Below are 23,049 nucleotides of genomic sequence, written 5' to 3' on the forward strand. Positions count from 1 at the left end.
AGTGAAACATCAACATCCTGACCAAATTCAAATGGAAGAAGCATCCTTTCTGAAAGGAACGGTAACGGCCGTCATCTATCATAATGAAACAAACCTCTATACCGTACTGAAAGTGAAGGTTCAGGAAACATCTGAATCATTTGATGAAAAAACCGTTTCTGTCACAGGGTACTTTCCGGCAATCTTTGAAGATGAAACGTATACTTTCTACGGAAAAACCGCCTCCCATCCGAAGTTTGGCCTGCAATTTCAAGCAGATCATTTTAAAAAAGAAGTTCCGACGACAAAAGAAGGCGTCATCCAATATTTGTCGAGCGACCTATTTGAAGGCATCGGCAAAAAAACGGCGGAAGAAATCGTCAAAAAGCTCGGGGAAGGCGCGATCAACAAGATTTTGGGAGACGCTTCCGTGCTTTATGATGTGCCAAAGCTTTCAAAGAAAAAAGCGGATAAGCTTGCCGCTCTTCTTCAGCAGCATCAGGGGCTTGAGCAGATCATGATTTCCTTGAGCGAGTTTGGCTTCGGGCCGCAGCTGTCCATGAAAATTTATCAAGTATATGAATCGGAAACGCTGGATAAAATCCGTGAAAATCCGTATCAGCTCGTCAAGGATGTCGAAGGAATCGGCTTTATTAAAGCGGATGAACTCGGCGGCAGAATGGGGATTTCCGGCAGGCATGCGGAACGGATCAAAGCGGCGATTTTATATACGGTTGAAGCGACATGCCTTCAGGAAGGGCATACTTACATAGAAACAAAACAGCTCATTATCGAGACGCAGAAGCTGCTGAACCAGTCGTCTGACGAAGAAAAAGTCACGGAAATGGATGTGGCGGATGCGATCATTTCCCTAGGTGAACAGAAAGATCTGTTTATTGAAGACGACAGGTGCTATTATCCGTCGCTTTACTATGCTGAACAAAGCTTTGCCAAAAGAGTCCAGACGATCGCGGAACAAACCGAATACGATGACCAGTTTCCCGAATCGGAATTTTTGCTTGCTTTAGGCGAGCTTGAAGAACGAATGCAAGTCCAATACGCGCCAAGCCAAAAAGAAGCCATTCAAAAAGCGCTGATGTCCCCGATGCTGCTTTTGACCGGAGGACCCGGCACGGGAAAAACGACAGTCATCAGGGGAATCGTCGAATTGTACAGCGAGCTGCACGGTTTAAGTTTAAATCCGGCTGATTATAAAAAGGATGAAACCTTTCCGTTTGTACTGGCTGCGCCGACGGGCAGAGCGGCCAAGCGGATGAGCGAATCGACGGGTCTTCCCGCTGTGACGATCCACAGGCTCCTCGGCTGGAACGGAGCGGAAGGTTTTACACATGACGAAGATAACCCGATCGATGGGCGGCTGCTGATTGTCGATGAGACGAGCATGCTTGATATATGGCTTGCCAACCAATTATTCAAAGCGATTCCAAACCGGATTCAGGTTATCATGGTGGGAGATGAAGACCAGCTCCCGTCTGTCGGACCGGGACAGGTGCTCAGGGATCTCCTTGCATCAAATCTCATTCCCTCGGTCAGATTAACCGATATTTACCGGCAGGCAGAAGGCTCTTCAATCGTGGAATTGGCGCATGATATGAAAAAGGGGAGGCTGCCGGAAAATTTGACGGCCCCGACTAAAGACCGCTCATTTATCCGCTGCCGTCAGCAGCAAATTAAAGAAGTGGTTGAAAAAGTCGTCAAAAACGCATTGCAAAAGGGCTATTCCGCCCGGGACATTCAAGTGCTTGCCCCGATGTACAGGGGGCCGGCGGGAATCAATGAATTAAATGCGCTTTTGCAGGACATCCTCAATCCGCCAAAACCAAAAGGCAGGGAGCTAAAGTACGGGGATGTCGTCTACAGGACGGGCGACAAGGTGCTCCAGCTTGTCAATCAGCCTGAGCATCATGTGTTCAACGGTGATATGGGCGAAATTGTTTCTATTTTTTACGCGAAGGAAAATACGGAAAAAGAAGACATGGCTGTCGTTTCTTTTGACGGCAACGAGATCACAATTACAAAAAAAGATTTCAATCAGTTTACACATGCTTACTGCTGTTCGATTCACAAATCGCAGGGCAGCGAATTTCCGATTGTCATTCTTCCCGTCGTCAAAAGCTATTACCGGATGCTGAGAAGAAATTTGCTTTATACGGCCATTACAAGAAGCAAAAAATTTCTCATTTTGTGCGGTGAAGAGGAAGCGCTTGAATGGGGCATAAAAAATAGAGAATCCTCTGAAAGGCAGACATCTTTGCAGAGAAGGCTGCATCAGGCGGTACATGAAGAGGACGAGGAGCTGCTGGCGCTCCAAAAAGAACTGCCTTTCAGCGTGTATGACGCCAACATCGGTATGGAAGGCATCACACCTTTTGACTTTATGGAAAAAGAGGCGGAATAAGTCGTTTCCATGGAATCCATTTCATCGTATGAGTCCCATCCCAAAGGCAGAACATAAGACTGTTCTGAAAAAGGTGGTTGATCACACTTTGAGAACATGCAACGAGCTGGAAGGGCTCAATGTTTACGACAGGCGGTCGTTTTCTTTGCTTGGGGTGGTTACAGATATTTGTTTTTCCCAGGAAGGGACATGTCTCGGATTTGTCATGGAAGAAAAACGGCGGTTCTACCACCATCGTTCGCTTCTTCCGCTTCCCTCTGTCACTGAGATTAAAAGTGACGGCATATATGTTGATTTTTCCGAATTTAAGCCGATGCAAATCCCAAAACAAAGCTTTTCATATGACCAGCTCAAACAAAAAATGGTTAAGAACGGCGCAGGTGATACACTGGGAATACTGGAAGATGTATACTTTTCTTCCGACTCGGGCATAATCGTAGCATATGAACTCTCAGACGGTTTTTTTGCCGACCTGTCAGGCGACAAAAAGCATGTCCAGCCATCAGGGGAACCGCTTGAAGTAGGCAGAAGCACAATCGTCTTGAATTGAAGAAGAGGTGTGTTCGAATGCTCATTTGCCCGAATTGCAAAAGCAAAAACATCGGCAAAATCGGTGTGAATCAATATTATTGCTGGGGATGCTTCATTGAGCTGACCCTGTCGAAAGGAAAAATCTCAACCCATCAGGTGGAAGAAGACGGAACATTGAGCAGTCTTGACGATTTGTTTACGGATGATGAACGTACGATTAACCTTTGAATGGAGGTTAGAGATTTGAATCGGACAATGACTTCTCTCATTTCTTTAGGAGCAGGAGCTTTAATGTACCGGATGATGTCGCAAAACGACATGCTGAACAGACGGAACATGAGAAAGCTCAGAAGACGCGTCAGGAGAATGTTTTAACGGTGAAGGATACCCTTGTTTTAAAGGGTGTCCTTTTTTACCTCCTTCGGAATAATTCACCCGAGAAATCAAAAGCTAACAGGGGGTGAAAAACATGCTGAAAAAACCGCTGCAGCTTTTGATGTGGATCTCAATTTTGATGCTCTCTTTTTTAACCATTTATATCTTTTTGCAGCTCAGAATGATTTGGGAGCCGGTATCCCTGCTGCTGAAGTCGATTCTGATCCCTTTGGCGATTGCGGTTTTTATCACTTATCTGCTTCTGCCTATCGTTGAAAAAATTCATCAGGCGGGCGTGCCGAGAACGTTGAGCATATTAATCATTTATCTCCTGTTTTTTGGAGGGCTCGGCTATGGGTTATACAAAGGCATTCCCATCTTTATTCAACAGCTGACAGAGCTGTCTGAAGGCATTCCCATTCTGGCCGCGTCATACGAAGGCATGCTTGATAAATTGCATGATCATACAAATAGCTGGCCTGATGGCATGCATGATCGAATCGACCGGTTCGTCAATCAGACAGAAGAGTTTGTGGGAAGCTGGGTGGAGCGGACGATCACAAGCATCCGTTTTGTCTTCGACTATATGCTTGTTGCAATCATTATTCCCTTTCTCGTTTTTTATATGGTGAAAGATATCGACACGATGAAAAAGGCGGTCTGGTATATAACGCCGGCCTCTTGGAGAAACAGAGGCAGCGCATTCTTGCGGGATGTGGACGATTCGCTGGGAGACTACATCAGGGGGCAGCTTTTTGTATGCATGGTCATCGGCTTGGGGGCCTGCCTGTCATTTTGGTTTTTCGAACTTCCTTATCCGCTGATACTCGGCCTAATTATTGGAGCGACAAACGTTATCCCGTATTTCGGCCCCATCATCGGGGCGGTTCCGGCCGTTATGGTTGCGGCGGCTTTGTCGACGAATCTTATCATTGTTGTGATCATCACGATCCTGATTTTGCAGTTTATCGAAAGCAATATTCTTGGTCCGCTTGTTGTCGGAAAAAGCCTGCACATGCACCCTGTCGTCATTATGCTCGGTCTTCTTGCCGGGGGCGAATTGGCCGGCATCATCGGCATGATTCTCGCGGTTCCGGTGATGGCCGTTTTAAAGGTCATGTTCACCCATTTTTTAGCTGCAAGGAAAGCCTGATCCCAGAGAAGATTGACATTCCCCTTTTCGTTGTCTATAATTTCGAAATAGACATACATACGTATCTCGACTGACGGATCCGAGTATACTGAAGCCCTGTTTACCAGAGAGAAGCTCCTTTAGGCTGAAAGAGCTTCAGCAGAAGAGCAGTAGAAGCTAGTCCTGAGTGCAGGCGAAATCCTGCCGTCTTTATCCGGCGTTACACGGATATCAAGGTGATGGACGAATCTTGTCCATAATCAGGGTGGTACCGCGAGAGGAGCTCTCGTCCCTGTGCATACGCGGGTTTGCATAGGGCGGGGGCTTTTTATATTGCATGTGATCAATTAAAGGAGGAATAAAGGTGAAGACATTATCATCCGCAGAAGTGCGTCAAATGTTTTTAGATTTCTTTAAAGAAAAGGGGCATTCCGTCGAACCGAGCGCCTCTCTTATTCCGCATGAAGATCCATCACTGCTATGGATTAACAGCGGAGTCGCGACGCTGAAAAAATATTTTGACGGACGGGTGGTGCCGGAAAATCCGCGCATCTGCAATGCGCAAAAATCAATCCGGACAAACGATATTGAAAACGTCGGAAAAACAGCGCGGCACCATACATTTTTTGAAATGCTGGGCAATTTTTCGATCGGCGATTATTTCAAAGAAGAAGCGATCGAGTGGGCGTGGGAATTTTTAACCGACAAAAAATGGATCGGTTTCGATCCGGAGCGCTTATCCGTTACCGTGCATCCCGAAGACGAGGAAGCCTACGACCTGTGGGCGAAAAAAATCGGCATTCCGGAAGAGCGGATCATCAGACTTGAAGGGAACTTCTGGGATATCGGGGAAGGACCGAGCGGACCGAATACGGAGATTTTCTATGACCGCGGCGAAGCCTATGGTAGCGATCCGGCGGATCCCGAACTGTATCCGGGCGGAGAAAATGAACGCTACCTGGAAATCTGGAATCTCGTGTTTTCCGAGTTCAACCACAATCCCGACGGGACGTACACACCTCTTCCGAAGAAAAATATTGATACGGGAATGGGGCTTGAACGGATGGTATCCGTTATTCAAGACGCCAAAACAAACTATGATACAGATTTGTTTATGCCGATCATTAAAGCGACCGAATCGATTTCAGGAGAATCCTACGGAACAGCCAGTGAAAAGGATGTCGCCTTCAAGGTGATCGCCGACCATGTTCGGACGGTGGCATTTGCAGTAGGCGATGGAGCGCTTCCGTCAAACGAGGGCCGCGGCTATGTCATCAGAAGGCTGCTTCGCCGCGCCGTACGCTATGCAAAGGCCATTAATATCAACCGGCCGTTTATGTATGAACTCGTTCCTGTCGTAGCGGATATCATGGCCGCTTTTTATTCCGAAGTCAAAGAAAAAACGGAATTTATCGCCAAGGTTGTCAAAACGGAGGAAGAACGTTTCCATGAAACGCTGAATGAAGGTTTGGCGATTCTGTCTGCCGTCATTCAAAAAGAGAAAGAAAAAGGAAACGGCATAATTTCCGGCGCAGATGTCTTTAAGCTTTATGATACGTACGGATTCCCTGTCGAACTGACTGAAGAGTACGCTGAAGATGAAGGCATGAAGGTCGATCATGAAGGCTTTGAACGCGAAATGGACAAGCAGCGCGAACGGGCCCGCCAGGCGCGCCAGGATGTCGGCAGCATGCAGGTTCAAGGCGGCGCACTCCGCGATATCAAGACGGAAAGCGAATTCGTCGGCTATACAACGCTGAAAACAGACACGAAAGTCGCCGAGATCCTACAGGATGGCGAGCTTACCGATGAGGTGCATGAAGGAAGCAAAGTCCAGCTGATATTGGAGAAGACGCCGTTCTACGCCGAAAGCGGCGGACAAATCGGCGACAAAGGCTGGCTGAGAAGCGAGGAAGCCGCCATCCGCATCACAGATGTAAAGAAAGCGCCCAATGGCCAGCATCTCCATGAGGGCATCGTTGAAAGCGGAGCGGTTCGAAACGGCATGATCGTGGCCGCTGAAGTGACAGAGCGCCTCAGAAAAGACATCATTAAAAATCACACGGCGACACACCTTTTACACCAGGCATTAAAAGATGTGCTCGGAACGCATGTCAACCAAGCCGGATCGCTCGTATCCGACAGCCGTCTCCGCTTTGACTTTTCACATTTCGGACAAGTCACAAAAGAAGAGCTGGCACAGATCGAAACAATTGTGAACGAGAAAATTTGGGATTCGATTCCGGTCGAGATTGACTTAAAACCGATCGATGAAGCAAAAGCGATGGGTGCCATGGCATTATTCGGCGAAAAATACGGAGACATTGTCCGCGTTGTCCAAGTCGGCGACTACAGCCTCGAACTGTGCGGAGGCTGCCATGTCAAAAACACGGCTGAAATCGGCCTTTTCAAAATCGTTTCCGAATCAGGAATCGGCGCCGGCACACGCCGCATCGAAGCAGTAACCGGACAAGGCGCATATCAGGAAATGAACGCGAAGCTTGAGCTTCTCGAACATGCTGCAGATATGCTGAAAACCAATGTGAAAGAAGTACCGAAACGGATCGAATCGCTTCAAGCAGATGTAAAAGAGGCGCAACGAGAAAACGAATCCCTGCTCGCCAAGCTCGGCAATAAAGAGGCCGGAGAGATTTTGGAAAAAGTGAAAGACATCGGCGGAATCAAACTGCTTGCAGAACAAGTAAATGCGAAAGACATGAATCACCTCCGGACGATGGTTGATGAACTGAAGGTGAAATTAGGATCTGCCGTCATTGTACTCGGTGCAGTACAAAACGAAAAAGTGAATATTTCCGCCGGAGTTACAAAAGATTTAATAGAGCGGGGTTTTCACGCCGGAAAAATCGTCAAACAAGTTGCAGAAGCGTGCGGCGGAGGCGGAGGCGGCCGTCCTGACATGGCCCAAGCCGGCGGAAAACAGCCTGAAAAATTGGAAGAAGCTTTATCTTCTGCAGAAGAATGGGTGAAATCCGTTTTATAAAAAGCCGATGTAGTGTAGAATGATCATAGGAGAAGGATACTCAGGCTGAAAACTTTGCCTGCGAATTTGGGAAAGAGGTGCAAAACGGTGAGCTCATTTGATAAGACGATGAAATTCAACTTTTCCGACGATTCAATGGAGACGAATGTAAATGAAGTGCTGATTACCGTCCATGACGCGCTTCAGGAAAAAGGCTACAACCCGATCAACCAGATTGTCGGATACTTGCTATCAGGTGATCCCGCTTATATTCCAAGGCATCGAGATGCACGCAATTTGATTCGGAAAATAGAAAGAGACGAGATAATCGAGGAATTGGTTAAATCGTACTTAGAACAGCATAAAGAGGCGTAAAAAAGAATGCGAATACTAGGTCTGGATTTAGGGTCAAAAACGCTCGGCGTTGCGCTGAGCGATGAAATGGGCTGGACGGCTCAGGGAATTGAAACGATTAAAATCGACGAAGCGGGCGGCGACTACGGTCTGAACCGCTTGGCTGAGTTAATGAAAGACTATACAATAGATAAAATTGTACTCGGTTTTCCCAAAAATATGAACGGTTCCGTCGGTCCAAGAGGAGAAGCCAGTCAGAAGTTTGCGGAAGTGCTTGAAGACGCGTTTCATATTCCCGTCGTGCTCTGGGACGAACGGCTCTCGACGATGGCGGCCGAAAAGATGCTGATTTCAGCTGACGTCAGCAGGCAAAAACGAAAAAAAGTAATCGATAAAATGGCAGCCGTGATGATCCTGCAAGGGTATCTCGACAGCCTAAACTAATGAGGTGATCAAATGGAACATGGTGAAAAAAACATTACGATTGTAGACGATAAAGGAAATGAACAGCTTTGTGAGGTACTCTTCACATTTGACAGCGATCAATTTAATAAATCATATGTCCTATATTATCCGGTTGAAGCACAGGATGAAGAAGAAATTGAAATTCACGCATCAAGCTTCATCCCGAACGAAAACGGCGAAGACGGCGAGTTGATGCCGATCGAAACCGAGGAAGAATGGGAGATGATCGAAGAGACGCTGAATACGTTTTTAGCGGATGAAGAGGAAGACGAAGAATAAAAAAGCCGCCGCACGGCGGCTTTTTTTTATGAAATCCTTTTGTAATAAATTGCCGAATGAAAACGAATCATGTAGTATATAGCATGGGAGGAGAGGAGGACATAAATGTTTGAAGATCAGACTAAGAAACCGTTTATCAAAAAACTCCTTAATCATAAAATCAAATTTTGGGCGGCTGTTGCGGCAGCGCTGATCATTTTGATTGCAGGCGGTGCATCGCTTTATGTAAAATCCGCACTTGAGCCGGTCAATAAAAACAGCGAAAAAGCGGTCAACGTGTATATCCCGAAAGGTTCGACGATTTCAACGATCGCTGCCAAACTGAAAAAACAAGATTTAATTAAAAATGAAAAAGTGTTTATCGCCTATGTAAAATTCAAGCATGCCGAAGGCTTTCAAGCGGGAAACTTTCAGCTCAGCCAGTCGATGGGGCCGGCTGAATTGATCGAGAAGCTGACAAGCACTTCACATGTACCGGCCTTTAAAATCATCATTCCAGAGGGCCGTCAGCTTAGTGAAATCGCCGACATTATCGCAGGCCAAACCAATTATTCGAATAAGGACATCATGAAAAAGCTTGATGACAAAGGGTTTATCAACCAACTGAAAAAGAAATATCCGAAGCTGATCACGGATGATGTGCTAAACAAAAACATCAAGCATCCGCTGGAGGGGTATCTCTATCCTGCGACATACCCTTTTTATGATCCGCAGACAAAACTGGAAACCATCATCGAAGCGATGATCAAACAGACCGATAAGGTGGCCGGAAAATATCAGTCACAGATGAAGGGCAAAAACATGTCTGTTCACAAAACGCTCACATTGGCATCATTAATTGAAGAAGAAGCGACTGAAAAAGCGGATCGTCACAAAATTTCCAGTGTGTTCCATAACCGTTTAGGCAAAAAAATGCCGCTGCAGACGGATCCGACCGTGCTCTACGCGCTCGGAAAACATAAAAACCGCGTCGTATATAAAGACCTTGAGGCGAAATCTCCCTACAATACGTACACAAATACGGGACTTCCGCCAGGGCCGATTGCAAATGCAGGGGAAACATCGTGGGAAGCGGCATTAAATCCGGATAAAACGGAATATGTTTATTTCCTTGCCAAGAAAAACGGAGAAGTCGTTTTTACAAAAACGCTGAAAGAGCATAATAAAGCAAAATCGAAATATATTACAAACGGCCAGAGCGAGTAAAGCCTGGACGGCCAGTCAAGGAGAGTAAAAAATTACTCTCCTTTTATTCGCAAAAGCAAAGGTTTTATGGTAAAATATATCGGGTTGTTTATTAGAGAAAACACATTCACTGCTTTAGGAGAGTTCTCACATCTGACCTAAAGCTCTTTTTATGAAAGGGAGGCTCATCTGCCTGTGAAGATCGGACACGAAGAACTAACCGGCTATTTGGAACGGCTTCAAAAGCCGCGGCCGGAAGAAATTATGAAGCTTGAGGCCTATGCTGAGGCGCATGGGGTGCCCATTATGGAACCGACCGGAATTGAAGCGCTGCTTCAGCTTCTGTCGCTCAAAAATCCGAAAAAAATTCTTGAAATCGGTACCGCCATCGGCTACTCGGCGATTCGAATGGCGCTGAAACTCCCTGAAGCAGAAATTTTTACGATCGAGCGCGACGAAAATAGGTATCATGAGGCCATTCAAAACATTCAGTCCTTCCAGCTTGAAAACAGAATCCACGTTTTCTTCGGCGATGCGCTTGAAGCGTCTGCCGCCGTACAATCGATGGCGCCCTATGACGCGCTGTTTATTGATGCTGCAAAAGGACAGTACCAGAAATTTTTCAGCTTATACGAACAGATGCTGGCAGACGATGGCATCATTTTTACAGATAACGTCCTTTTCAAAGGACTTGTCGCCGGAGATCACAGTCAAATAGAAAGCAAACGGATCAAAAAGCTTGTCTCAAAAATAGATGATTACAATCATTGGCTAATGGAGCATCCGGATTATGAAACAACGATTTTGCCGGTAGGAGATGGCTTGGCCGTTAGCAAAAAAGAGGTGAAACGGATATGAAAAAACCTGAACTGCTTGTGACACCGACGGCGGTCAGCGATATTAAGCCTTTGGCAAAAGCCGGGGCTGATGCGTTTATCATCGGTGAGCAAAGGTACGGTTTGCGCTTGGCCGGGGAATTTTCAAGAGCGGATGTAAAGGAAGCGATCCTTCAGGCCCATGGGGAAGGCGCCAAAGTGTATGTCGCGATGAACGCGATTTTCCATAATGATAAAGTACCTGAATTGAACGATTATCTTTCATTTTTAAAAGAGGCCGGCGCCGATGCGGTCGTATTCGGCGATCCCGCGGTACTAATGGCTGCGAGGGAATCCGCGCCAAACATGCCGCTTCACTGGAATACGGAAACAACCGCAACCAATCACCATTCATGCAATTATTGGGGACGCAAGGGAGCAAAGCGCGCGGTATTGGCGAGAGAGCTCAACATGGACAGCATGATCGAAATAAAAGAGAAAGCCGAAGTTGAAATCGAAATCCAGGTACACGGGATGACTTGCATGTTCCAGTCAAAACGTTCATTGATCGGCAACTATTTTGAATACCAGGGCAAGGTCATGGATATCGAAGGCAAGAAAAAAGAAAAAGGCATGTACCTTCATGACAAAGAACGCGGCAATAAATATCCGATATTCGAGGATGAAAACGGCACGCACATCATGAGCCCGAATGATGTATGCATCATTGACGAGCTCGAAGATTTAATCGATGCCGGAATCGATTCGTTCAAAATCGACGGGATTTTAAAATCCGCGGACTATCTTGTACAGGTTACAGCCATGTACCGCGAGGCCATCGATCTTTGCATCACGGACAGGGAAGCGTATGAAGATAAAAAAGAACAATGGATTGAGCGGATCGAAGACCTGCAGCCCGTAAACCGCAGCATCGATACCGGATTCTTTTTCAAAGAGACAGTATACTAAAAAGGAGGGTAACCATGACTGCAGTTCAAGATAAAATTTCCAAAATCATCAATGGAAAACGCGTCATCACGAAAAAACCTGAACTTCTCGCGCCGGCGGGCAATTTGGAAAAGCTGAAAATCGCCGTCCACTACGGAGCAGACGCTGTGTTTATCGGCGGTCGCGAATATGGACTCCGCTCCAACGCAGATAACTTTTCAATTGAAGAAATGGCTGAAGGCGTCGAATTTGCAAATCGGTATGGAGCGAAAATTTATGTTACAACAAATATTTTTGCTCACGAAGAAAATATCGACGGCCTTGATGACTATTTACGAGATTTGCAAGGGGCGGGCGTATCCGGCATTATCGTGGCCGATCCGCTGATCATTGAAACATGCCGGAGGGTCGCTCCGAAGCTTGAGGTGCACCTCAGCACCCAACAGTCCCTGTCAAACTGGAAAGCCGTCCAATTCTGGAAGGAAGAAGGGTTGGAACGAGTCGTGCTTGCACGTGAAACAAGCGCGCTTGAAATCAGGGAAATGAAAGATAAAGTAGATATCGAAATCGAAACCTTCATCCACGGTGCGATGTGTATCGCATACTCCGGACGATGCGTCCTGAGCAATCACATGACGGCGAGGGATTCAAACCGCGGAGGCTGCTGCCAGTCATGCCGCTGGGATTATGACTTGTATCAGACGGACGGAGCGAACGCGCTGCCGCTTTATGGAGAAGACGATGCGCCGTTTGCCATGAGCCCAAAGGATTTGAAGCTGATCGAATCGATTCCGCAAATGATTGAAATGGGAATCGACAGCTTAAAAATCGAAGGGCGGATGAAATCGATCCACTATATTGCAACAGTCGTCAGCGTGTACCGAAAAGTGATCGATGCCTATTGCGCAGATCCCGACGGTTTTACCATCAAGGAAGAATGGCTGAAAGAGCTTGACAAATGCGCAAACAGAGACACGGCCCCTGCTTTCTTTGAAGGAACGCCGGGATATGAAGAGCAAATGTTCGGCGTGCACGGCAAAAAGACAACATACGATTTTGTCGGACTCGTGCTGGATTATGATGAAGAAACAAAAATGGTTACGCTCCAGCAGCGAAACTTTTTTAAAACCGGAGATGAAGTCGAATTTTTCGGCCCGGAAATTGAAAATTTCACAACTAAGATTGAAACGATTTGGGACGAAAAAGGCAATGTGTTAGATGCAGCCCGCCATCCCCTGCAAATCGTCAAATTTAAAGTGGACAAGAAGATCTATCCAAGCAACATGATGAGAAAGGGGCAGTAATGGCATGGGAAAGAAACCGGTAGTCATTGGAATAGCGGGAGGCTCTGGATCTGGAAAGACAAGCGTGACCAGATCGATTTATGAACAGTTCAAAGGCCACTCCATTTTAATGCTTGAGCAGGATTTGTATTATAAAGACCAGAGCCATCTGCCTTTTGAAGAAAGGCTGAATACGAACTATGACCACCCGCTTGCATTTGATAATGACTATTTGATCGAGCATTTAAACGAATTGCTCGAATACCGGCCGATTAAAAAGCCGATCTATGATTACAAGCTGCATACGCGTTCAGAAGAAGTCGTGCATGTTGAGCCAAAAGATGTTATTATTTTGGAAGGAATCCTCGTTCTTGAGGATGAAAGGCTCCGTGATTTGATGGACATCAAGCTGTACGTCGATACAGATGCCGATCTTCGTATTATCAGAAGAATGCTTCGCGACATTAAAGAAAGAGGACGTTCGATTGATTCTGTCATCGAACAGTACATTTCCGTCGTCAGACCGATGCACAATCAATTTGTCGAGCCGACAAAACGCTATGCTGATATCATAATTCCGGAAGGCGGACAAAATCGCGTCGCCATTGATTTGATGGTTACAAAAATACAAACAATTCTTGAACAAAACGCGATTTTATAATAACATAGCATAGACAAAGACAACTCTGACCATATTATGTATAGAAATTGAAGGGATCTCGCTTGAGCCCTTCTTTAACTGTATAAGCACGATTTACCGGAGCCTTCCATCCGGTTTACAACATACTTTACAAATATGGGAGAGAAGAAGGGGACATGGGTTGTCCTCATTCTTGTATATTCAAGTCTATACTCTCACATACAAGTGATGAGGGACCAACTAGAAGGAGTGAAGGAACATGGCACAAGAGAAAGTTTTTCCTATGACAGAAAAAGGGAAACAAAAACTGGAAGAAGAACTTGAGTATTTGAAAACGGTTAAACGCAAAGAGGTTGTTGAGCGCATCAAAGTCGCAAGAAGCTTCGGCGATCTCTCTGAAAACTCTGAGTATGATTCAGCAAAAGAAGAGCAGGCCTTTGTAGAAGGGCGCATCACAGCGCTTGACAATATGATTCGCAACGCAAAGATCATCGAGGATGACGGGGAAAATTCAAACATCGTCACTCTTGGAAAAACAGTTACATTTAAAGAGCTTCCCGACGGAGAGGAAGAATCCTACACAATCGTGGGAAGTGCGGAGGCCGATCCGTTTGAAGGGAAAATCTCCAATGATTCTCCAATCGCCAAAAGCCTGATCGGCAAACAGGTGGGAGATGAAGTCACCGTGCAGACACCGGGCGGAGAAATGCTTGTAAAAATTGTGAAAATTTCATAAAGTTTGTTTAGCAGACGAACACCTCGTCCACAATGTGGATGAGGTGTTTTTTATCATGAAATTACGCAAGCGCATGAAATGGATATCAATTTTGATGTCGGCTGCACTTTTGTTTCTGCTCATCAGGTTGGCGGAAATTCAATTGTTTTTCACCGAATCCTTTTCCAAATGGAATGTGAACTTAATTCAGGAAAGCGTGAAACAGCGCACGGAGGAGGTTCAGATTTCTGACGGGAGAGGATCTTTTTTGGATCGCAGCGCAAAACCGCTGTCAGTCAGCCAAAAGCCGGCCATCGTGCTGTTTCCGTTTTTGAAAAAACAATCATGGCCGATTGAGGAAGCAGCCGCCATTTTACATATGTCAAAAGAAGAGCTTAATCATAGCCTTGATAAGGCAAAAAAACCCGTGATTCTCACGAAAAATGACAAAGGTCTATTTTCCAAAACGGCGCTCGAAAAAATCAATAAACTGAAATATCCGGGAATATACGGCGTATACATAGAAGAAACAGAAAAAAACAGACTAGCTTCACATACGATAGGCATGACAAATCAGGATCCGGAGCTGCTTCGGAAAAAATACCCGCATAAAGACGGCCTGTCCATCAGCACGAAAATCGGCACCTTCGGCCTTGAACGGACATTTGATGAATTCCTGCTGCCCGAACAAGATACAAAACTTTTATATCATGTTGACGGATTGGGAAACCCTTTGTTCGGAATGGACGTCAAGTATACGGCAGATGCGAATCCGTTCTATCCGCTGCAAGTCAAAACAACGATCGATAAGACGATCCAGCAATCGCTTGAAGAAATCCTGGACGATCATCATCTGAAAAAGGGCGGCGCAGTTCTCCTTGATATCGAAAACAGCAGCGTTTTGGCAATTGCCAGCAAGCCTGATTTAAATATGGCCTCACAAAAAACGAGGCAGAATTATATGCTGACCCCGATGTATCCCGGCTCTGTTTTTAAAACCGTGATCGCGGCTGCGGCGATAGAAAACGGCCTTGATCACCCGTCCAAAACGTTCAACTGCAACTTGAACCTTTACGGTGAGCCGGGGGATGACAAAGGGAGGCTGAATATGGAAGACGGCTTTGCCGAAAGCTGCAATTACACATTCACGAGCCTGGCGGATCAGCTGATCAAGAAGAACGGCTCAATCATCGAGGATACAGCGGAAAAGCTCGGACTAACAGGACGGGTCGGCTGGGAAGGACGACTTTACCACCAGCGGGATTTCAAGCAGTTTTACCATGAAGTATCCGGGGCAATCTGGGGGGATGAACAAGATAAAAAAGTCAAAAAAGCGGTTGCGCAAACGGCCATCGGCCAAAAAAACGTCAGGCTCACCCCTTTGGAAATCGCGAATATGATGGCGACCATTGCCAGGGGCGGCGAGAAAAAACAGGTCAAAATCGCAGACGAGATCGAATACAAAAACGGTACATTGATGGCTTCGTTTAAAGATCAGGAGCTGCCGGGGAAAACGATTGATCATTACACCGCACAGAAACTGCAAAAACTGCTCAGAAAAGTCGTGACATCTGAAAAAGGGACAGGCAGACGCTTCAGCGACCTTCCATATGATGTAGCCGGAAAATCGGGGACGGCGCAGACAGACAGGACGACAAAGGATCACAAAACTCTCTATCATAAATGGTTTGCCGGTTATTTTCCGGCGGACAAGCCAAAATACGCGCTCGCCGTCGTCCACATGGACACGCCGGAAGGCAAGGCTGCGACAAATGCTGCATTTTATGATATTGTTAAAAAAGTATATGAAATTGAAAAGAACCAGACATAGAAGAATGCCTCACGTGATGATAAAATAGGAAGCGAGGCAAGAGGGAAAAAGGAGTGCAAAGAATTGAGCGAAACAAGGGAATCTCGATTTGAAAACCGTGATAAGCGCAGGAAAGCAAATCTTGTGCTTAACATTTTAATAGGCATTGTATTGGTTTTAATCGTTGTTGTTGCCAGCAGTCTGATGATGAACAGCCCGAAAGAACAAGCGCAGCAGGATGTCTCAAAAAACGATTCCGAACAAACGACGGAAGCCCCTGCTTCGAATGACAAAAAACAGACATCAGACGAGGACATCAAGGACAAGGATAAAGGAAAAACAGAGTCAGATGACAAAGAAAGCAGCGATTCAGACAAAGAAAAAGCTTCAGACGAGGATCAGTCAAAATCAGATGATCCGTTCGAAGGGGCAAAAATTACTGAAGGCGGCTCCAGCGCCAACGTTGAAAAAACGATCATCAATCCGGACTGGAAGCCTGTCGGCACCAAACAAACCGGAGAGCATACGGCAACATATGATTCTTCATCCCAGGACTGGGGGGAAATGCTTGAAGCGATCTCTTACGCAACAGGCGTTTCCAAAGACAACATGACGGTGATCTGGCTCGGAAACAACGGCAGTCCTCAAGATGCAAAAGGAACGATTCGAACGAAGGACAGCGGTGTGAAATATCAAGTGGCCATCACATGGGTTGATGGAAAAGGATGGAAACCGACAAAGGTTGAAAAGCTAAAATAAACGAAAAAGCGGCGGTGATTGAAACCGGCCGCTTTTTTTATGCTTTAAAAAGGACGACAGCGCTGTACATGATCCGTCCATCGATAACCGCCGTCTGATGGGAAACGGAGTGAACCCTGAGAAGAAGAGCCTGATTGTTTTCGATCTGCTGATTGACTTTCTTTTCAAGCTCCTCTATCGTCTGGGCTTCAAAAAATTCGATTTTATCGTTGATGAGGTCAAGCTCAAATTTCATAAACCAATCCTCCATTCGTTCAAGTCAATCCTAATTAAAACAGAGAAGCAGCCGTGTGACAAGGGAAATATCACCAGGGCTTTTTTGTATCAAAAATCAAGAACTTATGTTAGGATAAGAACTAATTAAGTTTTTAATCATACTATACTTATAGGAATTGTAAAAATAAATGGAGAGTGACGATAAATGGGAAGAGAGTTCATTTCTTTATTTGAGAACTGGGCAAATTCTTATGATGATACAGTAGTCGGGCATGACCTTCAATATAAAGACGTATTCCGGAACTATGACGCCATTTTGGATGATGTTGTGAAGCGTTCCGGGAACAAGGTGATCGAATTCGGCGTCGGCACAGGCAATCTGACCGCAAAACTCATCGCCGCCGGAAAACAAGTATACGGCATTGAACCTTCACAAGCGATGAGAGATATCGCCGCAAACAAGCTGACGGAAGACGCGGAAATTGCTGACGGGGATTTTCTCGATTTCCCATCTCCGCCATTTTCTCCTGATACGATTGTCAGCTCATACGCCTTTCATCACTTGACAAATGAGGAAAAGCGCGAAGCCATCAGGCGATATGGAAATATGCTTGCAGAGCATGGTAAAATAGTGTTTGCTGATACCGTGTTCAAGGACCGCGATTCCCATATGTCCGCCATTAAGAATGCAAAAAACAGAAGTTTTAGCCAATTGGCGGAGGACCTTGAAACGGAACATTATCCGACGATTTCCGAGATGGAAACCATCTTCGCCTCAGAACAATTCAGGGTTGCCTTTCAAAAGCATAATGATTTTGTCTGGGTAATGGAAGCGGCAAAATTGTAAATTTGAAGGGAAGTTATGATATGAAGATAGCAGTTATCGGAGCAATGGAAGAAGAAGTCACGATCCTGCGCAGCAAATTGGAGCAGACAAACCGGGAAGTGATCGCAAACTGTGAATTTACTAGCGGAACCTATGAAGGAAAAGAGGTTGTGCTTTTAAAATCAGGCATCGGCAAAGTCAATGCCGCCATGAGCACGACGATCCTGCTCGACCGCTTTAAGCCCGATGTTGTCATTAACACCGGTTCAGCCGGAGGCTTCCATCACTCGCTTAATGTGGGGGACATCGTCATTTCCACTGAAGTCCGCCACCATGATGTCGACGTGACGGCCTTCGAGTATGAGTATGGACAGGTTCCAAATCTGCCAGCCGCTTTTCGCGCTGATGACAAATTGGTAAAGACGGCGGAAGCGGAAGCGTCTGATCTCGGGACTTTTCAAGTTGTCAAAGGAACAATAGCGACCGGGGATTCCTTTATGAGCGATCCTGAACGTGTGGCCTTCATTCGCGGCAAGTTTAAAGACCTCTGCGCCGTTGAAATGGAAGCGGCTGCCGTCGCCCAGGTCTGCCATCAGTTTGATATTCCTTTCGTTGTCATCAGAGCGCTTTCTGATATTGCCGGAAAAGAATCAGAGATATCATTTGACAAATTTTTGGAGCAGGCTGCGAAACATTCGACAGAGCTTGTGCTCCGCATGATCAAACAAATCAAATAAAACAGGGGGGCGCGCCCTCTCTGTTTTGCACCTCTTAAAGGAGGAAGGAAACATGAATGTGGTGACTGATATCACACAGTTAATCGGAGAAACGCCTCTTTTGCAGCTGCTGAATATCCAGCAGCCAAAAGGCGTCAACATATATGCAAAGCTCGAAATGATGAATCCGGGCGGAAGCATTAAAGACCGGTTGGGAGAGATGCTGATTGACGAAGCGCTCAGTTCGGGAAAGCTTACACCCGGGGGCACGGTGATCGAAGCGACGGCAGGCAATACCGGCATCGGCTTGGCGCTGGCTGCCAGAAAGCACGGCATCACTCCTGTTTTTTGCGTGCCGGAGCATTTCAGCATGGAAAAGCAGGCCATCATGAAAGCCTTGGGAGCAACAATTGTCAATACGCCGAGAAGCGCTGGGATGAAAGGCGCGATTGAAAAGGCGCTTGAACTGGAGAAGGAGACGCCCGATTCTTATTGCGTTTTGCAGTTTAAAAACCAAGTAAATCCATTGACTTACTATAAAACGCTCGGTCCGGAAATTTGGAATGACCTTGACGGACAGGTAGACGTGTTTGTCGCAGGGGCCGGATCAGGCGGCACATTTGCAGGAACCGCCCGGTTTTTGAAAGAAAGAAATCCGGCGATTAAAACGGTCATTGTCGAACCGGAAGGCTCCATATTAAACGGTGGAGAGGTCCACGCCCACAAAACCGAAGGCATCGGGATGGAGTTTATTCCCGAATATATGGATCAAAGCCATTTTGATGAGATTTATACCGTTTCCGATGATGATGCGTTCCGGCTCGTAAAGGAGGCCGCTGAAAAGGAAGGACTGCTGATCGGAAGCTCATCAGGCGCCGCTTTATTCGCGGCATTGAAAGAAGCTGAAAAAGCTAAGGAAGGAACAAACATTGTGACCGTTTTCCCGGATGGCAGCGATCGCTATTTAAGCAAGAAAATATATGAAGGGGGAATATAAAATGAAGCAAAAAACGAAGATGATTCACGGCGGTATTACAGGAGATGAACAAACAGGCGCGGTTTCCGTTCCGATTTACCAGGTCAGCACCTATAAACAGCCGCGGGCCGGACAGCATACTGGATATGAATATTCACGAACAGGGAATCCGACGAGGACAGCCCTTGAATCTTTGATCGCTGATCTTGAAGGAGGAGCGGCAGGCTATGCCTTCGGCTCCGGAATGGCCGCTGTCACGGCGGTTATGATGCTGTTTAACAGCGGCGACCATATCATTTTGACTGATGATGTCTATGGCGGCACATACCGGGTGATGACCAAGGTGATGAACCGCATCGGCATTGAAGCGACCTTCAGCGATACGAGCAGCATCGGAGACATCGAAAAAGCGATAAAGCCGAACACGAAAGCGATTTATGTTGAAACCCCGACAAATCCGCTTTTGAAAATCACCGATCTGAAAAAAGTCTCTGAAACGGCGAAAAAGCACGGTCTCTTGCTGATCGTCGATAATACGTTCTATACACCGTATTTCCAGAATCCGCTTTCCTTTGGAGCCGACATCGTGCTTCACAGTGCGACGAAGTATTTGGGAGGGCACAGTGATGTCGTCGGCGGACTTGTGGTCACCGCTACGAAAGAGCTTGGGGAAGAGCTTCACTTTATTCAAAATTCCACAGGCGGCATCCTTGGTCCGCAAGACTCCTGGCTATTGATGAGAGGCATGAAAACGCTCGGCCTGAGAATGGAAGCGCATGAACAAAACGCCCGCAAAATCGCCGCGTTTTTGGAAGGCCATCATGCCGTAGAAAAAGTGTATTATCCAGGCTCTCCATCCCATCCCGGCCATGAGCTCGCCAAACAGCAAAGCACGGGATTCGGCGGGATGATTTCCTTCGATATCGGCAAGGAAGAAAATGTTGACCTTGTGCTGGGAAGACTGAAGCTGTTTACCATCGCTGAAAGTCTGGGTGCCGTTGAAAGCCTGATTTCGGTGCCGGCGCGGATGACCCACGCATCGATTCCGCGCGACCGCAGGCTTCAGCTCGGCATCACAGATGGGTTGATCCGCATTTCTGTCGGCATCGAAGATATTGATGATCTATTGGAAGATTTAAAAGAAGCGCTTGATTCGCTCGCATAAATTGGCTGAATTTACATGTCTGGTCAACTGTCAAACTATGTTATTCTAATTCATATCCATTATGAATCTGGCAGGTGATCATGACATGCGCAAGAAAAAGGTTAAATCTTTGATGGAAGACTATAAACAATTCGCTTTTACACTTCTCAGTGTCAGCGCATTTTTATATATTGGCACCGTCATCCCTAACGAAGGGCTTGGGATGGATCAAAAAACGATGATGATGCTCGCGACATGCGGGTTTTTAGCGGCAGCCTTCTTTTGTGTGAAGCGCTCGCTCAAATATAAAAAACAATTGGATGAAATGGAAGAATCATAAACAGAGGACCGGGATCAGCGGTTCTCTGTTTTTTTTATGAGACGAAAAAAAGTGTCCATTTTTTGAAAAAGCGGTTTACAATCAGGAATTTGATGGATATACTTACAAAGTAAACAAAAAGCAAAGGAGGTTGATGAACATGAAAAATGCAATCGCTACATACACTAGACTCTGTGAATATCATGATTCATTCAACCTGTGGGAGACATTGTGCCCTTCCTTAACCGATGCTTTGACAGCACTCTGAAAACGTTGGGAAGTGAAAACAATACGCTGCTCCTCCCGCAAGATAAAGACACACACGTTTTTATCTGGCGGTTTTTGTTTGCGCCCGCAGGTTTGTCAAATAATCTGCGGGCTATTTTTGTAAAAGCGAACTTGAAAGGAGGTGAGCGGTATGACAATTAATTTATTCTTCTTAACATTGACCATTCAAAAACGATTTAAAAGTCCGGAAGAATACGAACGAGAATACGAGATCGAACAGCTGTACAATGAAATGAGGGATCGCCAGCTACAATATCTTTATATGAACAGCCAGCGTTAACCCCGGCCAAATTACACATTAAAGGAGGAGATGATCATGATGATGTACAGAAAGGAATTATTGGCGCATTACACACTGGAGAAGGACCAGGTTTAGCCGGTCTTAACAGGTCCCAATCGGCGATTGTCTGCATACGATAAATCAAATGCAATCAAGAAGTGCAGGTGATGAATATGCAGAAAGATGGCAGAATGCCTTTTATCGGCCACGGGTATACTTCAATGCCCCATTCCTTTAAGCATGGCTACGGCAATCCGTACCGCCGCCAAAGAATGGTTCAGGCGCGCCAAATCGGCTATTGGCCGCCATACTGGTATTATTAGAGAGAAGCAGAAAACAATTGTTTTCTGCTTCTTTTCATAGGATGGTTCTTCTAAAAACGGGATGTTAGAGGCTAGATAAAAAGAGGAGGGCTGAACACTCCTCCTCCTGCTGTGTTAGTAGACGTAGCTAGCGCCGATGATAATCAAAAGAATGAAAAGAACCACGACAAGCGCGAAGCCGCCGCCATAACCGAAACCGCCGTAGCCGCCGCCGTAGCCATATCCGCAGCAGCCTCCCCAGCGGCCGAAACCGCCATAGCCAAAGCCCATAAATAGCACCACCTTTTCACGAAAGTTCCCTACATTCTATGCGCTTATACGATAATGGAAAGGGCGAATCAACCACATAGCAAAAAGCGGCTCCTGTCCACTCTTTTTTTAAGGCGAAACATTTTCATAGCAAAGGCCGTCTAGTTATGGCACGGGCCTTTTAGCCGGTTTATTTTTTCGATTTCCTTTTAATCCCCGGTTTAACGGCCGATATGATTGGAGAAGGGCCCGTTTTTGCCTCCGGTTTTGTCCTTGACTGCATAAATCAAAATCGGGCTAATAAGAACTAAAGCAGGTGTTTTGACGTGTTTGAACAATGGCTTGGAAAACAATTGCGGAGTCCGAGAGGCATTTTATCAAAATGGGTTGCTTCTTATATGGAAACCGGAAATCATGATATAAACGAATGGACGATTCAGTTATTGGACATCCAGCCGTATGACCGTATCCTTGAAATCGGAACGGGCGGCGGAGCGGCTCTCAGCCGGATAGCGGAAAAGCTGGAAAGCGGAAGGGCTTGCGGAATTGATTCATCCAAAAGCATGATAAAACAAAGTCTGCGCCGGACTGAGCGTTTAAGAGAAGAAGGAAAAGCGGAGATTAAGTACGGCCGCGCCGAAAACATACCGTTTGCCGACCGCTCGTTTCATAAGGTTTTTTCCGTGCATACGGTTTATTTTTGGACGGACGCCCGACAGGCGTTAAAAGAAATTTACCGCGTTTTGCAAATTGACGGAACATTATATCTTTCCGTCCATCTCAAAGAACAAATAAAATTATCAAAAAAAACGAAAGATTTTACTTTATATACAGAAGAACAGATCAGGGATCTGCTTGAAAAAAATCGCTTTCGGGAAATCAATGTACATATGTACAAAAATTATTGCTGCATTACGGCAGTGAAATGAGAACGATCCATGACAAAACCCTCTCAAAATAAGAGGGTTTTTCTATTGCAAAAATCATGAAGTTGATGCTTAAATATCATATTTTTGTTTTTAGAAGAAAAGTATTCCAATCAA

The 23,049-nt window shown here is 46.0% G+C and carries 27 protein-coding genes; 25 read left to right on the forward strand and 2 right to left on the reverse strand.

The window, feature by feature from the left end; all coding sequences use genetic code 11:
- The first annotated feature begins 31 nt into the window (after window positions 1-31).
- From recD2 to BTR1S_RS16685, 17 genes are all read left to right on the forward strand, one after another.
- Complete coding sequence (gene recD2 / locus BTR1S_RS16610; protein ID WP_034326475.1) at window positions 32-2,398, forward strand: SF1B family DNA helicase RecD2; 2,367 nt, start codon at window positions 32-34, stop codon at window positions 2,396-2,398.
- An 88-nt stretch (window positions 2,399-2,486) separates the two neighbouring features.
- A complete protein-coding gene (locus BTR1S_RS16615; protein ID WP_006637794.1) occupies window positions 2,487-2,948 on the forward strand; it encodes a PRC-barrel domain-containing protein in 462 nt (153 codons plus the stop codon).
- 17 nt (window positions 2,949-2,965) lie between these two features.
- Window positions 2,966-3,157, forward strand: a complete 192-nt coding sequence (locus tag BTR1S_RS16620; protein ID WP_006637793.1) for a YrzR-like zinc ribbon domain — start codon at window positions 2,966-2,968, stop codon at window positions 3,155-3,157.
- Window positions 3,158-3,172: 15 nt separating this feature from the next.
- Window positions 3,173-3,304: a DUF3918 family protein gene (locus BTR1S_RS22125; RefSeq protein ID WP_006637792.1), complete on the forward strand. Its 132-nt coding sequence runs from the start codon at window positions 3,173-3,175 to the stop codon at window positions 3,302-3,304.
- A gap of 94 nt (window positions 3,305-3,398) precedes the next feature.
- Entirely contained in the window at window positions 3,399-4,457 is a 1,059-nt protein-coding gene (locus tag BTR1S_RS16625) for an AI-2E family transporter (protein WP_006637791.1), read from the forward strand.
- Between the two features lie 343 nt (window positions 4,458-4,800).
- Entirely contained in the window at window positions 4,801-7,437 is a 2,637-nt protein-coding gene (gene alaS, locus BTR1S_RS16630; protein WP_029419265.1) for an alanine--tRNA ligase, read from the forward strand.
- A gap of 87 nt (window positions 7,438-7,524) precedes the next feature.
- Window positions 7,525-7,791 carry an IreB family regulatory phosphoprotein gene (locus BTR1S_RS16635; protein WP_003183920.1) on the forward strand — a complete coding sequence of 89 codons (267 nt, stop codon included), beginning with the start codon at window positions 7,525-7,527 and terminating at the stop codon, window positions 7,789-7,791.
- A gap of 6 nt (window positions 7,792-7,797) precedes the next feature.
- A complete protein-coding gene (gene ruvX, locus BTR1S_RS16640) occupies window positions 7,798-8,214 on the forward strand; it encodes a Holliday junction resolvase RuvX (protein WP_006637789.1) in 417 nt (138 codons plus the stop codon).
- A 12-nt stretch (window positions 8,215-8,226) separates the two neighbouring features.
- Window positions 8,227-8,514, forward strand: a complete 288-nt coding sequence (locus BTR1S_RS16645; RefSeq protein WP_006637788.1) for a DUF1292 domain-containing protein — start codon at window positions 8,227-8,229, stop codon at window positions 8,512-8,514.
- Window positions 8,515-8,619: 105 nt separating this feature from the next.
- Complete coding sequence (gene mltG / locus BTR1S_RS16650) at window positions 8,620-9,720, forward strand: endolytic transglycosylase MltG (protein WP_006637787.1); 1,101 nt, start codon at window positions 8,620-8,622, stop codon at window positions 9,718-9,720.
- 174 nt (window positions 9,721-9,894) lie between these two features.
- Window positions 9,895-10,557 (forward strand): O-methyltransferase, encoded by a 663-nt coding sequence (locus tag BTR1S_RS16655; RefSeq protein ID WP_029419266.1) that lies wholly within the window; start codon window positions 9,895-9,897, stop codon window positions 10,555-10,557.
- Window positions 10,554-11,483, forward strand: coding sequence for a peptidase U32 family protein (locus tag BTR1S_RS16660; RefSeq protein WP_006637785.1), 930 nt, complete (start codon window positions 10,554-10,556; stop codon window positions 11,481-11,483). The genes BTR1S_RS16655 and BTR1S_RS16660 overlap by 4 nt, the downstream gene beginning before the upstream one ends.
- 14 nt (window positions 11,484-11,497) lie before the next feature.
- A complete protein-coding gene (locus BTR1S_RS16665; protein WP_029419267.1) occupies window positions 11,498-12,766 on the forward strand; it encodes a peptidase U32 family protein in 1,269 nt (422 codons plus the stop codon).
- A gap of 4 nt (window positions 12,767-12,770) precedes the next feature.
- Entirely contained in the window at window positions 12,771-13,406 is a 636-nt protein-coding gene (udk, locus tag BTR1S_RS16670; protein WP_006637783.1) for a uridine kinase, read from the forward strand.
- A gap of 238 nt (window positions 13,407-13,644) precedes the next feature.
- Window positions 13,645-14,121, forward strand: coding sequence for a transcription elongation factor GreA (gene greA, locus BTR1S_RS16675; protein WP_006637782.1), 477 nt, complete (start codon window positions 13,645-13,647; stop codon window positions 14,119-14,121).
- 55 nt (window positions 14,122-14,176) lie between these two features.
- Window positions 14,177-15,931 carry a peptidoglycan D,D-transpeptidase FtsI family protein gene (locus tag BTR1S_RS16680; protein ID WP_029419268.1) on the forward strand — a complete coding sequence of 585 codons (1,755 nt, stop codon included), beginning with the start codon at window positions 14,177-14,179 and terminating at the stop codon, window positions 15,929-15,931.
- Between the two features lie 63 nt (window positions 15,932-15,994).
- On the forward strand, window positions 15,995-16,669 hold the full coding sequence (locus tag BTR1S_RS16685; protein ID WP_006637780.1) for a YrrS family protein: 675 nt from the start codon (window positions 15,995-15,997) through the stop codon (window positions 16,667-16,669).
- Between the two features lie 37 nt (window positions 16,670-16,706).
- Here BTR1S_RS16685 and BTR1S_RS16690 read toward each other — a convergent pair whose 3' ends face one another.
- Window positions 16,707-16,904, reverse strand: a complete 198-nt coding sequence (locus BTR1S_RS16690; protein ID WP_006637779.1) for a DUF2536 family protein — start codon at window positions 16,902-16,904, stop codon at window positions 16,707-16,709.
- Window positions 16,905-17,090: 186 nt separating this feature from the next.
- Here BTR1S_RS16690 and BTR1S_RS16695 point away from each other — a divergent pair, with 186 nt between their 5' ends.
- The 7 genes from BTR1S_RS16695 to BTR1S_RS22595 all read left to right on the forward strand — a co-directional run bounded on the left by BTR1S_RS16695 (window position 17,091) and on the right by BTR1S_RS22595 (window position 21,757).
- Window positions 17,091-17,732: a class I SAM-dependent DNA methyltransferase gene (locus BTR1S_RS16695; protein ID WP_006637778.1), complete on the forward strand. Its 642-nt coding sequence runs from the start codon at window positions 17,091-17,093 to the stop codon at window positions 17,730-17,732.
- Window positions 17,733-17,752: 20 nt separating this feature from the next.
- The gene (mtnN, locus tag BTR1S_RS16700) at window positions 17,753-18,448 is read left to right on the forward strand and encodes a 5'-methylthioadenosine/S-adenosylhomocysteine nucleosidase (protein ID WP_006637777.1); all 696 of its coding nucleotides are present in this window, start codon (window positions 17,753-17,755) and stop codon (window positions 18,446-18,448) included.
- A 52-nt stretch (window positions 18,449-18,500) separates the two neighbouring features.
- Window positions 18,501-19,424 (forward strand): PLP-dependent cysteine synthase family protein, encoded by a 924-nt coding sequence (locus BTR1S_RS16705; protein WP_029419269.1) that lies wholly within the window; start codon window positions 18,501-18,503, stop codon window positions 19,422-19,424.
- Between the two features lies 1 nt (window position 19,425).
- The gene (locus BTR1S_RS16710; RefSeq protein WP_006637775.1) at window positions 19,426-20,568 is read left to right on the forward strand and encodes a bifunctional cystathionine gamma-lyase/homocysteine desulfhydrase; all 1,143 of its coding nucleotides are present in this window, start codon (window positions 19,426-19,428) and stop codon (window positions 20,566-20,568) included.
- Between the two features lie 85 nt (window positions 20,569-20,653).
- Window positions 20,654-20,887: a YrhC family protein gene (locus BTR1S_RS16715; protein WP_006637774.1), complete on the forward strand. Its 234-nt coding sequence runs from the start codon at window positions 20,654-20,656 to the stop codon at window positions 20,885-20,887.
- 397 nt (window positions 20,888-21,284) lie between these two features.
- Complete coding sequence (locus BTR1S_RS22130) at window positions 21,285-21,434, forward strand: YrzI family small protein (protein ID WP_006637772.1); 150 nt, start codon at window positions 21,285-21,287, stop codon at window positions 21,432-21,434.
- 173 nt (window positions 21,435-21,607) lie between these two features.
- Window positions 21,608-21,757 carry a hypothetical protein gene (locus BTR1S_RS22595; protein ID WP_236835522.1) on the forward strand — a complete coding sequence of 50 codons (150 nt, stop codon included), beginning with the start codon at window positions 21,608-21,610 and terminating at the stop codon, window positions 21,755-21,757.
- 114 nt (window positions 21,758-21,871) lie between these two features.
- Here the strand turns inward: BTR1S_RS22595 and BTR1S_RS16725 are convergent, their stop codons facing one another.
- Complete coding sequence (locus BTR1S_RS16725) at window positions 21,872-22,027, reverse strand: YjcZ family sporulation protein (RefSeq protein ID WP_006637770.1); 156 nt, start codon at window positions 22,025-22,027, stop codon at window positions 21,872-21,874.
- Window positions 22,028-22,332: 305 nt separating this feature from the next.
- Here BTR1S_RS16725 and BTR1S_RS16730 point away from each other — a divergent pair, with 305 nt between their 5' ends.
- Window positions 22,333-22,935 (forward strand): class I SAM-dependent methyltransferase, encoded by a 603-nt coding sequence (locus BTR1S_RS16730; protein WP_029419270.1) that lies wholly within the window; start codon window positions 22,333-22,335, stop codon window positions 22,933-22,935.
- The last annotated feature ends 114 nt before the right edge of the window (window positions 22,936-23,049 follow it).

The sequence above is a fragment of the Bacillus sonorensis NBRC 101234 = KCTC 13918 genome, assembly GCF_001592005.1.
GTDB lineage: Bacteria > Bacillota > Bacilli > Bacillales > Bacillaceae > Bacillus > Bacillus sonorensis.

Bases quoted from the DNA above. Each gene is read 5' to 3' on its own strand.
- udk (WP_006637783.1), top strand. From the start codon at position 12,771: ATGGGAAAGAAACCGGTAGTCATTGGAATAGCGGGAGGCTCTGGATCT.
- BTR1S_RS16725 (WP_006637770.1), bottom strand. From the start codon at position 22,027: ATGGGCTTTGGCTATGGCGGTTTCGGCCGCTGGGGAGGCTGCTGCGGA.
- ruvX (WP_006637789.1), top strand. From the start codon at position 7,798: ATGCGAATACTAGGTCTGGATTTAGGGTCAAAAACGCTCGGCGTTGCG.
- BTR1S_RS22595 (WP_236835522.1), top strand. From the start codon at position 21,608: ATGCAGAAAGATGGCAGAATGCCTTTTATCGGCCACGGGTATACTTCA.
- greA (WP_006637782.1), top strand. From the start codon at position 13,645: ATGGCACAAGAGAAAGTTTTTCCTATGACAGAAAAAGGGAAACAAAAA.
- BTR1S_RS16645 (WP_006637788.1), top strand. From the start codon at position 8,227: ATGGAACATGGTGAAAAAAACATTACGATTGTAGACGATAAAGGAAAT.
- BTR1S_RS16690 (WP_006637779.1), bottom strand. From the start codon at position 16,904: ATGAAATTTGAGCTTGACCTCATCAACGATAAAATCGAATTTTTTGAA.
- BTR1S_RS16665 (WP_029419267.1), top strand. From the start codon at position 11,498: ATGACTGCAGTTCAAGATAAAATTTCCAAAATCATCAATGGAAAACGC.
- BTR1S_RS22130 (WP_006637772.1), top strand. From the start codon at position 21,285: ATGACAATTAATTTATTCTTCTTAACATTGACCATTCAAAAACGATTT.
- mtnN (WP_006637777.1), top strand. From the start codon at position 17,753: ATGAAGATAGCAGTTATCGGAGCAATGGAAGAAGAAGTCACGATCCTG.
- BTR1S_RS16680 (WP_029419268.1), top strand. From the start codon at position 14,177: ATGAAATTACGCAAGCGCATGAAATGGATATCAATTTTGATGTCGGCT.
- mltG (WP_006637787.1), top strand. From the start codon at position 8,620: ATGTTTGAAGATCAGACTAAGAAACCGTTTATCAAAAAACTCCTTAAT.
- BTR1S_RS16620 (WP_006637793.1), top strand. From the start codon at position 2,966: ATGCTCATTTGCCCGAATTGCAAAAGCAAAAACATCGGCAAAATCGGT.
- BTR1S_RS16705 (WP_029419269.1), top strand. From the start codon at position 18,501: ATGAATGTGGTGACTGATATCACACAGTTAATCGGAGAAACGCCTCTT.
- BTR1S_RS16695 (WP_006637778.1), top strand. From the start codon at position 17,091: ATGGGAAGAGAGTTCATTTCTTTATTTGAGAACTGGGCAAATTCTTAT.
- BTR1S_RS16715 (WP_006637774.1), top strand. From the start codon at position 20,654: ATGCGCAAGAAAAAGGTTAAATCTTTGATGGAAGACTATAAACAATTC.
- BTR1S_RS16625 (WP_006637791.1), top strand. From the start codon at position 3,399: ATGCTGAAAAAACCGCTGCAGCTTTTGATGTGGATCTCAATTTTGATG.
- recD2 (WP_034326475.1), top strand. From the start codon at position 32: ATGGAAGAAGCATCCTTTCTGAAAGGAACGGTAACGGCCGTCATCTAT.
- BTR1S_RS16660 (WP_006637785.1), top strand. From the start codon at position 10,554: ATGAAAAAACCTGAACTGCTTGTGACACCGACGGCGGTCAGCGATATT.
- BTR1S_RS16710 (WP_006637775.1), top strand. From the start codon at position 19,426: ATGAAGCAAAAAACGAAGATGATTCACGGCGGTATTACAGGAGATGAA.